Origin of the sequence: Oerskovia sp. NPDC056781, from assembly GCF_042789955.1 — a bacterium.
GTDB lineage: Bacteria > Actinomycetota > Actinomycetes > Actinomycetales > Cellulomonadaceae > Oerskovia > Oerskovia rustica.
On record NZ_JBHUAD010000003.1, the window covers coordinates 19,276 to 32,632 of the forward strand.

The 13,357-nt window shown below is 73.8% G+C and carries 11 protein-coding genes and 1 tRNA gene; 1 reads left to right on the plus strand and 11 read right to left on the minus strand.

The genetic code is table 11. The features are described 5' to 3' along the window. Window positions 1-8: 8 nt before the first annotated feature. From ACFRCR_RS00680 to ACFRCR_RS00715, 8 genes are read right to left on the minus strand one after another with little or no spacing between them, the layout of a single operon-like run. On the minus strand, window positions 9-1,262 hold the full coding sequence (locus ACFRCR_RS00680) for a PP2C family protein-serine/threonine phosphatase (protein ID WP_377674604.1): 1,254 nt from the start codon (window positions 1,260-1,262) through the stop codon (window positions 9-11). After that, window positions 1,259-3,601: a tetratricopeptide repeat protein gene (locus ACFRCR_RS00685; RefSeq protein WP_377674606.1), complete on the minus strand. Its 2,343-nt coding sequence runs from the start codon at window positions 3,599-3,601 to the stop codon at window positions 1,259-1,261. Before ACFRCR_RS00685 ends, ACFRCR_RS00680 begins: the two co-directional genes overlap by 4 nt. Further along, on the minus strand, window positions 3,598-4,791 hold the full coding sequence (locus ACFRCR_RS00690) for a hypothetical protein (protein ID WP_377674608.1): 1,194 nt from the start codon (window positions 4,789-4,791) through the stop codon (window positions 3,598-3,600). The genes ACFRCR_RS00685 and ACFRCR_RS00690 overlap by 4 nt, the downstream gene beginning before the upstream one ends. Further along, window positions 4,788-5,798: a glutamate ABC transporter substrate-binding protein gene (locus tag ACFRCR_RS00695; RefSeq protein WP_377674610.1), complete on the minus strand. Its 1,011-nt coding sequence runs from the start codon at window positions 5,796-5,798 to the stop codon at window positions 4,788-4,790. Before ACFRCR_RS00695 ends, ACFRCR_RS00690 begins: the two co-directional genes overlap by 4 nt. Continuing rightward, the gene (locus ACFRCR_RS00700; RefSeq protein ID WP_377674612.1) at window positions 5,795-7,162 is read right to left on the minus strand and encodes a hypothetical protein; all 1,368 of its coding nucleotides are present in this window, start codon (window positions 7,160-7,162) and stop codon (window positions 5,795-5,797) included. Before ACFRCR_RS00700 ends, ACFRCR_RS00695 begins: the two co-directional genes overlap by 4 nt. After that, a complete protein-coding gene (locus tag ACFRCR_RS00705; RefSeq protein ID WP_377674614.1) occupies window positions 7,159-8,847 on the minus strand; it encodes an AAA family ATPase in 1,689 nt (562 codons plus the stop codon). The genes ACFRCR_RS00700 and ACFRCR_RS00705 overlap by 4 nt, the downstream gene beginning before the upstream one ends. Beyond that, window positions 8,844-9,401 carry a hypothetical protein gene (locus ACFRCR_RS00710; RefSeq protein WP_030150915.1) on the minus strand — a complete coding sequence of 186 codons (558 nt, stop codon included), beginning with the start codon at window positions 9,399-9,401 and terminating at the stop codon, window positions 8,844-8,846. The genes ACFRCR_RS00705 and ACFRCR_RS00710 overlap by 4 nt, the downstream gene beginning before the upstream one ends. 9 nt (window positions 9,402-9,410) lie before the next feature. After that, on the minus strand, window positions 9,411-10,628 hold the full coding sequence (locus ACFRCR_RS00715) for a toxic anion resistance protein (protein WP_030150916.1): 1,218 nt from the start codon (window positions 10,626-10,628) through the stop codon (window positions 9,411-9,413). 176 nt (window positions 10,629-10,804) lie between these two features. On the opposite strand from ACFRCR_RS00715, the gene ACFRCR_RS00720 reads away from it, so the two are divergent. After that, window positions 10,805-11,443 (plus strand): alpha/beta hydrolase, encoded by a 639-nt coding sequence (locus ACFRCR_RS00720; protein ID WP_377674617.1) that lies wholly within the window; start codon window positions 10,805-10,807, stop codon window positions 11,441-11,443. A 119-nt stretch (window positions 11,444-11,562) separates the two neighbouring features. Here ACFRCR_RS00720 and ACFRCR_RS00725 read toward each other — a convergent pair whose 3' ends face one another. The 3 genes from ACFRCR_RS00725 to ACFRCR_RS00735 all read right to left on the minus strand — a co-directional run bounded on the left by ACFRCR_RS00725 (window position 11,563) and on the right by ACFRCR_RS00735 (window position 13,191). Then, window positions 11,563-12,318: an ABC transporter permease gene (locus ACFRCR_RS00725; RefSeq protein ID WP_377674619.1), complete on the minus strand. Its 756-nt coding sequence runs from the start codon at window positions 12,316-12,318 to the stop codon at window positions 11,563-11,565. Window positions 12,319-12,375: 57 nt separating this feature from the next. Then, a complete protein-coding gene (locus ACFRCR_RS00730) occupies window positions 12,376-13,032 on the minus strand; it encodes a flavin reductase family protein (protein WP_377674621.1) in 657 nt (218 codons plus the stop codon). A gap of 86 nt (window positions 13,033-13,118) precedes the next feature. After that, window positions 13,119-13,191 (minus strand) — tRNA-Arg (locus ACFRCR_RS00735). Between the last annotated feature and the right edge of the window lie 166 nt (window positions 13,192-13,357).

Genomic DNA, 13,357 nt, shown 5'->3' on the forward strand with positions numbered 1-13,357 from the left:
TTCGTGGATCAGAGGGCGCGGGTCGCGGGCTCGTCGCCCGAGATTGCGTCTGTGTGCAGGTTATCGGAGGTGTCCGGGGCGGCGAGCGCCTCGAAGCGCGCAAGGGTCGCGGTGATGTTGTCCCGGCCGCCCTGGGCGTTGGCCCAGCGCACGAGCTCGGTCGCCAGGGCGCGGGGCTCGCGTCCCGTCGTGGCCTCGGTCGAGCGCACGAGGTCCGCGAGGTCGTCGGCCGCGGAACAGTAGTTCCACAGGCCGTCCGAGCAGACCAGCAGCCAGCCCGAGGAGTCGGGGACGGTCGGGGCGCAGCGGGCCGCCGGGTCGGTCGAGTCGGGCCCGAGCCAGCGCGTGATCGCGTGCGCCTGGGGCGCGTTCTCGGCGACGTGGCGCGGGGTGCCCATGGCCATGAGCTCGTGCGCCCACGAGTCGTCGACGCTGAGCTGGCGGGCCGTCCCGGCGTCGGGGATCCAGTAGGCGCGCGAGTCGCCGACCCATCCCGCGACGACCAGCGGGCCGTCCACGACGGCCGCGACGAACGTGCACGACGGCGGCTCGGCCCGCTCGGCCTTGTCGCCCACCGCGACCAGGACGGCGTCGTTCGCGGTCGTCGACGCGGCGACCATGAGGGCCTGCCACGCCTGGATGCGTTCGGTGACGTCGCCCGTGACGGGGGCGGCGCCGTCGGGCCCGCCGGACGCGAGCACGTCGCGGGCCGCACGCGCGGCCGCGAGGCTCGCGACGTCGGAGTCCGGCGCGGCCGAGACACCGTCGCACACCACGAGGGCCGCGAAGCGCCCGACCGTGGCCGGGTCGCCCGACGCGGCGAGCGCCATGGCGTCCTCGTTGCGCGAGTGCCGGATGCCGCGGTCGCACACCCCCGCGACCCAGGGGGCGGGCTGCTCGGCCCAGTGGTCGCGCTCGACCTGGGCCTTCTCGCCGCACTGCTCGCAGTAGCCGTCGTCCGCGACCGTCCCGCCGCAGCTCGTGCAGGGTCGCCGGACCGCAGGAGGCGGCGGAGGAGGGGGCGGAGGCACGGCGCCCGAGTCGGGGTCCGTGGGCTTGAGGTCCGGCGGAGGCGTCGGCAGCGTCAGAGGAGGGAGAGCAGGCACGGGCGGGCGCGCCAGGATGGGCGGCCCGTCCCCGGAGGCCACCGCAGGCCCGACGTCCGAGCCGCAGTTCTCGCAGAACCTCGCCCCGGGTGCGGGTACCTCACCGCACGTGGCGCACGGCGCGAGCAGGCCGGGCGAGCTCTCCTGCGCGCTCACGTCGTCGTCCAGCGGCGCACGGCGTTCGCCCGGTCGACCAGGTCGATCTTCGCGACCCGGTCATCGGTGAGGGTCGCCATCTCGCGGTACGCCCCCTCGAGGGCGTCGCGCAGCGGCGGCTCCTTGGGCTCGACCCCGCCGAGGCGCGCGGTGCCGACCTGCTTCTTGACCGTGACCTCCTCGAGCGCGGAGCTCAGGACGTCGATCGAGAGGGCCACGCGGTCACGCTGAGGGATCGCGACCGACTCGACGCTCGCGAGGGCCTCGGCCAGGGCCGTGAGCCCGCGGTCGGAGCCGGCGAGGAGCCGGGCGCGGCGCATGCGCGCATCGGTGTACGAGCTGCGGGTCGGGGTCACGAGGTCCAGGGCGTGCAGCGCCCCGTCGAGGTCGCCGCGCGCCTGCCGGATGCGGGCGAGCCCGAACGCCGCGGGTGCGGTGTAGTTGGCGTCCGACCGGGCGCAGATCACGTACAGCGACTCGGCGATGTCCGGTTCCCCGCTGACCTCGCACGCGACCGCGAGCGCGAGCTTGGGTGCGAGCTCGCCGGGCACCTGGCCGTAGACCGCGTTGAACGATGCGCGGGCGTCCGCGGCCTCGCCGCGTGCGAGCTCGGCCAGCCCGCCGATCCAGGCCGCGCGCCACTCCCACGGGTCGTCGGCGAGGATCTCGACGATCGTCTTGTCGACCTCGGCGAACCGGCGGTGCTCGATCGCGGCCTTGGCGTACGCGAGCCGCACCTCGACCGTGGACTCGGGGGCCGCCGCCAGGGCCGCCATGCGCGCCGCCGGGTCGGCGATGTTGACGCCCGCGAGCCAGCTCGCCATGGGGTCGGACTCGTCGATCTTGAGGGTCGGCAGGGCGTCCCACGTGAGGGGGTGGTCGGCGTCGTCGGACACGGGGGCCTCGAACAGGACCGACGCCGCAGAGTGCAGCGCGCCGCTGCCCGGGCCGCGGTCGGTCGCGACGACCTCGCGCAGCACGCCGATGAGCTGGGCGCGCATCTCGTCGACCGTCGCGAAGCGGTCCGACGGGTCGAGCGCGCACGCCTTGGCGAGGAGCCGGTAGAACGAGTCGTACTGCTGGAAGACCGGGGTCTCGGCCACGGGCGGCAGGGAGGCGACGTACGTCGTCTGGTTCCCGCGGAAGTCCAGCACGAGCGTGGCGAGCGTGCGCCCGATCGTGTAGATGTCCGACGCGACGGACGTCCCGATCTCCGCGACCTCGGGAGCCTGGTAGCCGACCGTGCCGAAGATGGCGGAGGTCATGTCGTCCAGGCGTCGCACGCCGCCCAGGTCGATGAGCTTGACGCCGTCGCCCTGCTGGATCATGTTGTCGGGCTTGAAGTCGCAGAAGATCAGGCCCAGGTCGTGCAGGTACGCGAACGCCGGGAGGATCTCCAGGACGAACGCGAGCGCCTGGTCCACGGGCAGCGGGTTCACCACTCCGCCGTTGTCGTCGCGGCGGTCCTTGAGGATCTCCTTGAGCGACTTGCCGCCCACGTACTCCATGACGGTGTAGCCCGCGCCGTCGTGCATCACGAAGTTGTAGATCTCGACGATCAGCGGATGCTCGACCTCGGCCAGGAACTGGCGCTCGGAGATCGCGGCCGCGAACGCGTCGGGGTCGCCCGAGTTGAGCAGGCCCTTGAGCACGACCCACCGGCCCGACACGTTCTGGTCGCGGGCCAGGTAGATCCAGCCGAGGCCACCGTGCGCGAGGCAGCCCACGACCTCGTACTGGCCGCCCACGACGTCACCTGGCGAGAGCTGCGGGTCGAACGAGAACGCCGTGCGGCACTGCGGGCAGAAGCCCGAGGTGCGGCCCGGGACGCCGTCGCGCGACCGGCCGACCTTGGCGCCGCACGTGGGGCAGAACCGCTTGGACTCCGCGAGCTCGGGAACGGCCATGATGGCCTGGAGCGGGTCGCGGACCGGCGCGCTGGGCACGGTCGTCAGACCCGCGCCCAGGCGGTGGCCGCGAAGGCGCGTCGAGGACGTCCCGACGCGCCGCGTCGACTTGGTGCCCGTCACGGCCGAGCGGGCCGAGCCGAGCGCGGCGCTCGCGAGCTGGGTCGAGCTCGTGCGCCCGGTACGGGTCGAGACGGCCTCGCCCTCGGGGCCGGGGCCTGCCGCGTAGTTCGGCGCGGCCTGCGCGATGCCCGTGCCGAGCATGGCCGACGGCGAGGCGGCGGCTGCGGTCGCGGTCGTCGACCCTGCCGGGCCGGGAGAACCGGCTGCGCCCGACGGCGCGGCGGGCGAGCCGCAGACGTTGCAGTAGCCGTCCTCGATGAAGCCGGGGCAGCCCGGCTGGGAGCAGGGCTCCTGAGCGGTCGTGGTCATCGGGACGATCCTTCCTGGCCCGGTGCGGGCGACGGTCCGGGCGACGAGAGGTGTGCGGGCAGGTCACGGGACAGGAACTGGTACTGCTCGACGAGGAAGCGCAGGAGGACCACGTCGCAGGGCACGGCCTCGCCCGCCTCGCGGGCCTCGGCCAGCCCGGAGCGGACCGTGGGGGAGGCACTGCGGCCGTTGGCGTCGGCCTTCACGCGGTAGGCGTCGAGCCGGTAGCGCAGCTCGGCCCGTTCGCGCAGCGGCGCGGTGTACGCGGACTCGACCGTGTCGAACGCGCGCGCGACGGTCGCGAGCCGGGTGAGGAACCCGTCGAGCCCCGAGCGGTCGTGCGGGACCTCACCGAGGCGTGACACGTCGGGCACCGCGAGGCGTGGGGGAGCGGCGATCTCGCGGCGGGCCCGGGCCGCGAGATCGCGCAACGAGGGTTCGCGCGCCTCCAGGGCCGCGTAGCGCTCGACGGCCTGCTTGCGGTCGCGGGCCAGCTCGCGACGCTCGGACGCGCCCACGATGAGGTCGCGCTCGGTGCGCGCGACCTCGGCCTCGAGCTCGGTCAGGGGGCCGGTCACGTCGGCGCCGTGCGACGCCTTGTCCCGCAGGCGCGTCCAGCGCTCGCGGAGCTTCTCCACCCGGCCACGGGCCTCGGTGTCGGAGCCGGCGAGCTCGTCGCACCGGGCCAGCTCGGCGCGCAGGCCACGGAACCGGGCGACCTCGTCGGCGGCGTTCGGGTCGAACGACAGGCGCGTGCGCAGCGCGGCCACGATCGCGTCGCACAGCCGCGTCGCCTCGACCAACGACACGAGCGACGAGCCGTCGGGCGAGCTGAGCCGACCCCAGATCAGCTGTGAGATCTTCTCGCGCGCGACCGTGTCCGCGCGCCCCGAGTCCCAGACCACGGCCATCTCGTCGGCGCGCGTGCGGGCCGCCTGCCACAGGGTCATGGCGAGCAGCATGTCCGCGGTGTACGTCTCGGGAGCCGCGGCGGCCTGTGCCGCGGCGTCGAGCCGGTCGAGCTCGGTGCGGCGTGCCCGCAGCCACTCCTCGAGCGCCGCGAGGTACGTGAAGAGCTCGGCGGCGGGGCTCGCCTCGCCCAGGCGTCCGGGCGCGGTCGGGGCCTGCTGCGTGCGCGGGGCGACGGGCGGTCCGGCAGCGGCAGGGGAGGGCGAGGAGCCTGGCGTCACGGCGTACGGCCGTACACGGCGACCGGCGGGGCCGGGGCTGGGCCGAGGACGCCGAGCCACTCGTCGTACAGCGCGGTCCAGGTGCCGTCGGTGCGCATCTGCTCCAGCACGCCGTTGACGAACTTGACCATGTCGACGTTTGCCGCCGGGATGCCCAGGCCGTACGGCTCGTCGGAGATCGCCTGCCCGACGACCTTGGCGTACGGGTCCTGCGCGGCGAAGCCCGCGAGGATCGTGTCGTCACCCGTGATCGCGTCGACCTTGCCCTGCTGGAAGAGCGCGAGGCAGCCCGTGTGGGTCGTCGCGGGCACGGCCTCGATGTCGGGGTACTCCTGGAGGCGTTCGAGCGTCGTGGTGCCGTCCGGGGCGCAGACCCGCTGGCCCGCGAGGTCCGCGATGCCCTGCGCCTCGGAGTCACGCGTCACGAGGACCTTCTGGCCCGCGTGGTAGTACTCCGAGGAGAACGCGATGGTCTCCCAGCGCTCGCAGTTGATCGTGAACGCGCGCGCGACGATGTCCACGTCGCCCTTCTCCAGGGCCTCGAGGCGCTGCCCCGAGGTGATGACGCGGAACTGCAGCCGGTCCGGGTCGCCGAAGATCGCGTTCGACACCTGGTGGAGCACGTCGATGTCGAAGCCCTCGATCTGCCCCGTCAGGGGGTTGCGGGCACCGAGCTGGAGGGTGTCGGCCGAAACCCCCACGACGAGCGAGCCGCGGTCGCGGATCGCGGCCATGGTGCTGCCCGCCGGGAGGGCCCCCGGTCCGGGCAGCGGCCCGTCGGGAGCGTAGGACGCGACCGGGTTCTCGCACGCCGCGGCCGCGGAGACCGCGGCGCCCGCCGGGCCGCTCCCGGCCACGGTGCTGCCCGCCGTGCCGACGACCGAGGCCACGGGTGCACCCGAGGACGCGTCGGGCGTGGCGCAGCCGGCCAGGACCAGCGCGCCCGAGACTCCCAGCGCCACGAGGGCGCCCAGGCGCCCGCTCTTGCGGAAGGTCGTGGTGATCACCGGTACTCCTCCAGTCGGACGTTCAGGCCGCGCCAGGCGAGGACCGCCGCGACGAGGCCCGCGGCCAGCAGCAGCCAGCCCGCGAGGGCGGACTTCGTGCCCGCCGAGGCAAGGTCGGCCTGCGTGGCCCGGATGTTGTCGGTGATGTCGTTCGTGACGGACTGGGAGAAGGCCTCGAACGCGGCGTTCGGGCTGCCCTCGGCCGAGCTCGTCGCGAGGGCGACCGCCCCGTCCCAGTCGCCCGCGTCGTCGAGCGCACGGATCTCCTGGTGCTGCGTGACCCACTCGCCCAGGTGGCCGGCCGCGGTCCCGTCGCGGACCCCGGCCGCGCCCGCGTCGTCGAGGCGCTGCGTCGCGTCGGCCGTGAGCTCGACGAACGACTCCTCGTACGCCTGGCCCGAGCCGCGCTTGATGAGCGTGAAGCTCTCCATGGCCTTGGCGTCGTTGGCCTCGGAGTACGCGGTCGACGCGGCGAGCGTCGCCGCGTACGGGCCGTCGCGGACCGCCGCGGCCGCGCCGTTCGTCTGGCTCAGCAGGACCGCGCCCACGACCCCCACGACCAGCACGACCGCGCCCGCCGCGAGCAGCCCCACGTTGAGGACGCGGTGCGTGCGCTTGGCGAGCCACACCTGCGTCGCGACCAGCAGCGCCAGGCACAGCACGCCCGCCGCGAGGATCCACAGCGCGTTGCGCACCATCGACAGGTCGGACGCCACACGGTCGGCGTTGTCGTCCACGAGCGTGGTCAGCGTCGGCAGGATCTCGTCGCGCAGCAGCGTCGAGGCCTGGTCGAGGTAGGCCGACCCCACCGGGAAGCCCTGACGGTTGTTGGCGCGCGCCTGCTCGATCAGGCCCGTGTAGACCGCGACCTGCGAGGCGACCCGGCCGAGCTCGGTCGCGTCCGCGCTGTTGGACCCCGCGAGCTCGGCGACACGGATCGAGGCGTTCGCGATCGCGTCGTCGTAGCGCTCGCGCTGGTCCACGGGCTCCAGGCCCCCGACCAGGAACGCGTTGGTCGCCGCGGCGTCCGCGACGACCAGGTTGTTGCGCACGTCCTGGACGCCCAGGAGCTGGCTCGTGTCCGCGCGGGCGTCGTCGAGCGCGATCCCCTGGACGCGCGCGGCCTGGAAGCCGAGCGCGCCGAAGACGACCGCCGCGAGCACGCACAGCGCGAGAGCGATCCGCAGCTTGCCCGGCGAGCGCCGCAGCGCGCTGCGCACGCCCGCGCGGCGTGCGGCGCGCTCCTGGGCCTGCGTGGCGGCGGGCGTGCCCACCGGTCCGGCGGGCTGCCCGGGGTAGGAGGGCTGGACGGCCCGACCGGTCGCCGGGGCGGACCCGGGCGGCGGCGTCAGGGTCTGGCTCATGCAGGCTCCTCCTGGGGGGAGACGGTCGGGTGGTCGGAGAGGTCTTCCGGCAGGTCGTCGGGCTCGTCGGGCTCGTCGGCGGGCCGGGCCGGTTCGGCCGGTTCGGCCAGGATGCTCCCGGCGCTCTCTGTGTCGGCCGCGGTCCCGTCCTGGGGCAGCAGGTCCTCGGGCAGGATCCGGCGGAGCTCGTCGAGCGTGGGCTCGGGGGTGTCCTTGAGACGCCACGCGTGGCGCGCGATGGCCGCGTCCAGGACGTTGCGCGCGTGGCGGCCGTTGCCGAACCCCTCGGTGCGCGGCACGAGCGAGACCATCTCCTCGAACCGGTCGAGGGTCTCGGGCAGCGCCTCGAAGTCGGCCGACGTCGCCATGCGCTCGAAGATGCCGCGCAGCTCGGCGTCCGAGTAGTCGTCGAACGTGATGGTCGTCGAGAAGCGCGACTCGAGCCCGGGGTTGGTCGCGATGAACCCGGCCATGGGGCCGGGGTACCCGGCGACGATCACCACGAGGTCGTCGCGGTGGTCCTCCATGTCCTTGACGAGCGTGTTGACGGCCTCGGTGCCGTACTGGTCCTCCGCGAGGCCGTACGCCTCGTCGATGAACAGCACGCCGCCGATCGCGGTCGCCACGACCTCGGACGTCTTGACGGCTGTCTGCCCCAGATATCCGGCGACGAGCTCGGAGCGGTCCACCTCGACCAGGTGCCCCTTGCTCAGCAGCCCGAGCGCACGGTAGATACCTGCGACGAGGCGCCCGACGGTCGTCTTGCCCGTGCCCGGGTTGCCGAGGAACACGAGGTGGCGCGTGAGCGTGGGCGTGGTCAGGCCAGCGGCCGTGCGCAGCTTCTCGACGCGCAGGAGCTCGGTCTGCTGGCGGATCTCGTGCTTGACCCGGTCGAGCCCGACGAGCGCGTCGAGCTCGGCGAGAAGCTCTTCGAGCGAACGAGGCGGCTCGGCCCCGTCCTCCGCCTCCGCAGGTGCGGCGCCGGTCGTCGCGGTCTGCCCGCCGTCGGGGTTCACGCCGGCCTCGCTGCCCGACGGCGTCGCGTGCGTCCCGGAGGCCGGACCGCCCGCGGGGTGGCCGGGGGTGCGGGCACCCAGCGCGTCGAGGATCGCGTCCACGGTGGGGACGACGTCCTGCGCCGGCGGACGGACCCCGCCCGCACCGACGAGCGAGCCGAGGTCGAACGGGTTCGTGGCGCTCGGAAGCGTCGGGTCGAACGCGGGCACGGGGGAACGCGGGTTGCTCGGCGCCTGCTGAGGTCGCGGTGCGGCGGTGTGCGGCTGGGCCGCGGCCCGCTGGACGGCCGTCGTGGACGCGGCGCCGGCTGAGGCCGCGAGCCCGGGGGAACCCAGGGAGCCGGCTGCGGCGATCACGGCCACGAGCGCCTCCGCGTACGCGGCCGCGTGCTCCGAGCCCGCGACGACGAGTGCCGTGAGCTGGTCGGTCGGGGCGGAACGCCACCGCCGGCCGCGTTGCGCCGACTCGAAGAACGCCGTGTAGTCGCCCGGGTCGCGGCCCACGGCCTCGAGCCACGCGGGGGCTGCGCCCGTGGACGACTCGGCCACCGCTGCGGCGAGCTGCTCGCCCTCGTGCGCGACGTCGTCGGGCAGGAGGCCCGCGCCGCGACCCACCGCCACGAGCGCCTCGATGCTCCGTGCGAGCGCCCCCTGGCGCGCGGCGCTCACGGCCGTTCCAACCCGCCCGGGGTGCCCGGCGCCTGCGGCTGGGCCGTGCCCACCCCCGCGTCGGGCGCGAGCGCGATCGAGGAGGACTGGAACTTCTCCGCGAGGAACTGCCCGTGCGCCACGAGCGCCGCGGCGTCCGCACGCGAGACCGCGTCCGAGATCTTGTCGAGCGTCACGCCCAGCAGGTCGAGCTGGTCGCACAGGATCATGAGCGAGGTCTTGCCACGGTTGACCGCGCGCGTGTCCGCGAAGTCGCGCGGCAGGCGCAGGTAGCCCCCGACGGCCTCCGGCAGGTAGCTCGTGGCCGTCGCGACGACCGTGTGCGCCTGCGCGCTGCCGCCGCCGAGGCGGTCGAGGCGCGGGGCCATGTCGTCGACCGTCTTCGCGATGCGGTTCACGCGCGCCGTGACGGCGGGCGGGACCCGGCCCTCGATCTGCGCCTGCACGGCGTCGACCGAGGCCAGGATGTCCGCGCTCGTAGGTGCCGGCGGCAGCACGGGGACCTCCGGCGGGCGCCTGCGCCCGCCGCCGAACAGGTTCTGGAACCAGCCCATGTGTCCGGGTCAGACCTTCCCGAGGTCGAGCGAGCCCGAGGCCGCACCCGACTGGTCGCCCTGGGCCACCCGGTCCAGGTACTCGCGCGCCTTGGTCGTCTCGGTCTCCAGGACGCCGATGGTCTGCGCCATCGAGTCCAGCGCCTGGACCTTGAACGTCGAGATCGAGTCCATGGTCGCGTAGATGTTCTGGAACGCGGCCTGGAGCTGGGGGAGGCCGACGGTCGCGCTCGCCGCCTGCGACTGGATGGTCGCCGACTGGTCCGCGAGCATCTTGGACGTCGAGGCGATCATGTTCGACGTCGTCGTGTTGAGCGCGGTGATCTGGTCGAGGACGAGCTTCTGGTTCGCGAGGGCCTGCGCCACGATCACGGCCGTGCGCAGCGCGGAGACGGTCGTGGTGGTCGCACGGTCGACGCCCTTGATGAGCTCGACGTTGTTCTTGATGACGATGTCGATCGCGAGGTAGCCCTGGATGGACACCGCGAGCTGCGTCAGGAGGTCCTGGTGCTTCTGGCGCACGTAGAACAGGACGTCCTCGCGCAGCGCCTTGGCCTTCTCCGGGTCCGTCGCGTCGAGCTCGGCGGTCTTCGCGGAGAGCTGCGCGTCGAGACGCTCGGCCACGTAGATGTACTGGTTGAGGCGCGCCATGGTGTCCCACAGGTGCTGCTTCTCGAGGTTGAGCGCGGCGTTGTCCTTGCGGAGCTCGTCCTGGCCGTCGTAGAGCGCGCGGATGATCGCGTTGAGGTGGCCCTGCGCGCTCTCGTAGCGGCGGAAGTAGTCGGTCAGCTTGTCGCCGAAGGGGATGATGCCCAGGAGCTTGCGTCCCACGCTCGCCTCGGACGGGTCGAGGTTCTCGACCGTGCGGCGCAGCTCCAGGAGCGTGCTGCCCACCTTGGAGCCCTCGGACAGGCCGCCCTCCTTGAGCGCGCGCACGGGCGTGGCGAGGAGACGGTTCGAGGAGTCGGCCGCGGTGCGGATGTCCTGGTCGCCCATGGTGCGCACGTCGTTGGCCTTGGCCGCGAACTCGGGCGAGCGGGCGTCGGAGGCCATGAGCGCGTCGAGGTAGGACGTGACCTTCTGGTCCAGGCCGGGGATCGCGGCCTCGTCGACGCGCGGGGCCATCGCGGGGGCCTGCGTGGTCGCGACGGGCTTCACGGGCTCGGGCGCGGAGAGCACGAGGTGCTCGGTCGCGGCGGGGGGCTGGAGCGGTGCTGCCTCGGTCATCGTGATCCTTCGCTCGTGACTGACCGGGGTCGGTGCGAGACCCACCCCTGGAACCCGGCGAACCGGGCAAGCCGGTCGACCGGCCGGTCCGGGGAGTATATCCGCGACGGGTGGCCGGTTCTTTACTCTTTCACGCCCCGGGAGAGGAGAGAACTCCCCGTGTGAGGATTCTCGGCATGAGCATCCCGATCACGGTCCACGTCCGCGGCAGCAACCAGGCGGGCCGTCCCCTCCTGCTGCTGCTCCACGGCTTCGGCTCGCACGAGCACGACCTGCCCGCGATCGCCGGTCATCTTCACCCGGTCTGGGACTGGGCGTCGCTGCGCGCACCGCTCGACGCGGGCAACGGCGGGTTCTCCTGGTTCCCTCTGGGCGTGCCCGGGCGTCCCGACCCGCAGCCCGTCGTGGAGTCCACCGCCGCGGTGCTCGCGTGGCTCGACGCGAACGTGACGCCGGGGACGGTCGTCGTGCCCGTGGGCTTCTCGCAGGGTGGTCTCATGGTGACCCAGCTCCTGCGCGCCGCGCCCGAGCGCTTCGCGGCGGGGGTCGTGCTCTCGGGGTTCGTCCTCGACGCCTCGCTCCCGGGTGACGCGGCGCTCGCCGAGCGACGTCCGCCCGTGTTCTTCGGTCACGGCGACGCGGACCAGGTCATCTCGCCCGACGCGACCGCGCGGACCTCGGCCTGGCTGCCGCGGTTCACCGACGTCACCGACGTCGAGTACGCGGGGCTGCCGCACTCGATCAGCGCCGAGGAGCTCGCCGACGTCGCGGCCTTCCTCGATGGGGTGATCGTGCGCGCCGGGCTCGGGGGCTGACGGACTCCGCCGGAGGTCCGGGTGGTGCTGTCGCGGACCGCCGACGAATCGTTCCCGCTCCGTGGACGTGACCCCCGACCCGGGCGGTTCACGCTCGGCCGACCACGGCACGGTGCCCGTCACCGGACCGTCACGACGGGTCGGGACGCCGCCCACAGCGGAGCGGTCAGCACGGCCGTCCCGACGGCGGAGATCGCCTGGGCGGCCAGCAGGCCCACGAGCACCAGGAGCTGGACCTGCGCGGCTCGCCACGGCGGGGCGCCCGCGAGCAGCAGCCCGACGAACGCCCCCGGCAGGGTGACCAGGCCGGCCGCCCGCGTCTGGTCGAGGGCCGGGACGAGCGCGCGGGCAGCGGCCTGCCGACCGAGGTCCGCGACCGACTCGCGCCGTGAGAAGCCGAGCGCCAGCATGGCCTCGACCTCCCCCCAGCGGTGAGCGACGTCGTCGCGCATGCGCAGGCCCGCGAGCGAGGCGGCTGTCATGGCACCGCCGATGACCTGGGCCGTGAACGGCAGGACCTCCTGCCCGGTCGGCGCGAGCGCCCCCGCCGCGAGCACGACGCCCAGGACGATCGCGGCGCCCGTCCCGATCGAGACGAGGAGGGAGGGCAGGGCAGCCCAGCCGCCGCCGATGCGTCGGGCCGACGTGACCGCCGCCGCGACGAGCATGACCGCGAGGTACGGGCCGACGGCGACCGGGTGCGCGAAGATCCAGCCGATCACCAGCGCGACCAGGGCGAGCTGCACGGCCGCGCGCAGGACCGCGACCAGGGCGTCGGGGATCGTGCGACGGCCCGTCCACGCGATGACCCCGCACGCGAGCGCCACCAGGGCGAGGACCGCGACAGCGAGCTGCAGGAGGTCGGGGAGGGACATGGGGAGATCGTGTCAGAGACGGCGCCGCCGACGAGGACGACCGGCAGGGGAGCCCGGTCAGCGGTACCACTCCTCGTCGATCGTCGCGAGCCGTGACGGCAGCACGCGGTCGCCCAGCCCGTAGAACTGCTGGAAGCTCATGATGAGCGGGCGCCACCGGTCGGGGTCGATCCGATGGGCCGAACCCGCCAGACGGATCGACTCGTGCACGTGCACCCGCGTGACCGCGACCTCGACCGCGAGGATGCTTCCCGCCGCGACCGGGTCGTCGCCGCACAAGGGGTGGACGTCGACCACGCGGCCCTCGAGCTGTACGGGGCACTCGCCCGCCCGCGGCGCCGACACCGTGTCCGACGCGACCGGGGTGAGGCCCGCGCGCCCGAACTTGTCGGGCTCGTACCGGTACCCCACGGACGCCTTGCGCGCCGACACCGGGTCGCGGCCCGTCGTGAGCGCGATCCGGTCCACGGCCGAGACCTGCTCGACCGAGGGCAGGTTGAGCACGGCCTCGCCCGAGGCGCGGAGGTTGATCGCCGTCTGCGACCTGGCACCCACGCCGATCACGGCGGTGTGACCCAACCAGAAGATCGACGACAACGGGGCGAGGTTGGGCCTTCCGTCGGCGCCGGTCGTGCTGACGAGCACGACCGGGGTCCCGAAGTAGAGGATCGACGGGTCGATCGTGACGTGCTCGGTGCTCTGGACGGCAAGCATGGGAGTACCTCCGCGACGGTTGGACCGGTTCGTCCTGAAGACGCGGTGAGGGCGCGGGACGTGAGGTCGGGCGTCGGGCGTAGGGGTGCCCCGAGCAGGACTCGAACCTGCAACCTACGGATTAGAAGGCCGTTGCTCTATCCATTGAGCTATCGGGGCGCGGGGACCATCGTAGTGGGATCCGGCCGTGACCTGCGCGCACGCGCGCGAGGCGGACGTGTCGCACGCCACCTCGACCCGGCCTCACGCCCCGGGGCCGGCCAACTCACCCGCCCTTGCCGCAGTCCGTCACCCGATCATCGGCGCGCGCGTTTGGCATCGCCCT

Bases quoted from the DNA above. Each gene is read 5' to 3' on its own strand.
- ACFRCR_RS00685 (WP_377674606.1), bottom strand. From the start codon at position 3,601: ATGACCACGACCGCTCAGGAGCCCTGCTCCCAGCCGGGCTGCCCCGGC.
- ACFRCR_RS00700 (WP_377674612.1), bottom strand. From the start codon at position 7,162: ATGAGCCAGACCCTGACGCCGCCGCCCGGGTCCGCCCCGGCGACCGGT.
- ACFRCR_RS00710 (WP_030150915.1), bottom strand. From the start codon at position 9,401: ATGGGCTGGTTCCAGAACCTGTTCGGCGGCGGGCGCAGGCGCCCGCCG.
- ACFRCR_RS00715 (WP_030150916.1), bottom strand. From the start codon at position 10,628: ATGACCGAGGCAGCACCGCTCCAGCCCCCCGCCGCGACCGAGCACCTC.
- ACFRCR_RS00720 (WP_377674617.1), top strand. From the start codon at position 10,805: ATGAGCATCCCGATCACGGTCCACGTCCGCGGCAGCAACCAGGCGGGC.
- ACFRCR_RS00725 (WP_377674619.1), bottom strand. From the start codon at position 12,318: ATGTCCCTCCCCGACCTCCTGCAGCTCGCTGTCGCGGTCCTCGCCCTG.
- ACFRCR_RS00730 (WP_377674621.1), bottom strand. From the start codon at position 13,032: ATGCTTGCCGTCCAGAGCACCGAGCACGTCACGATCGACCCGTCGATC.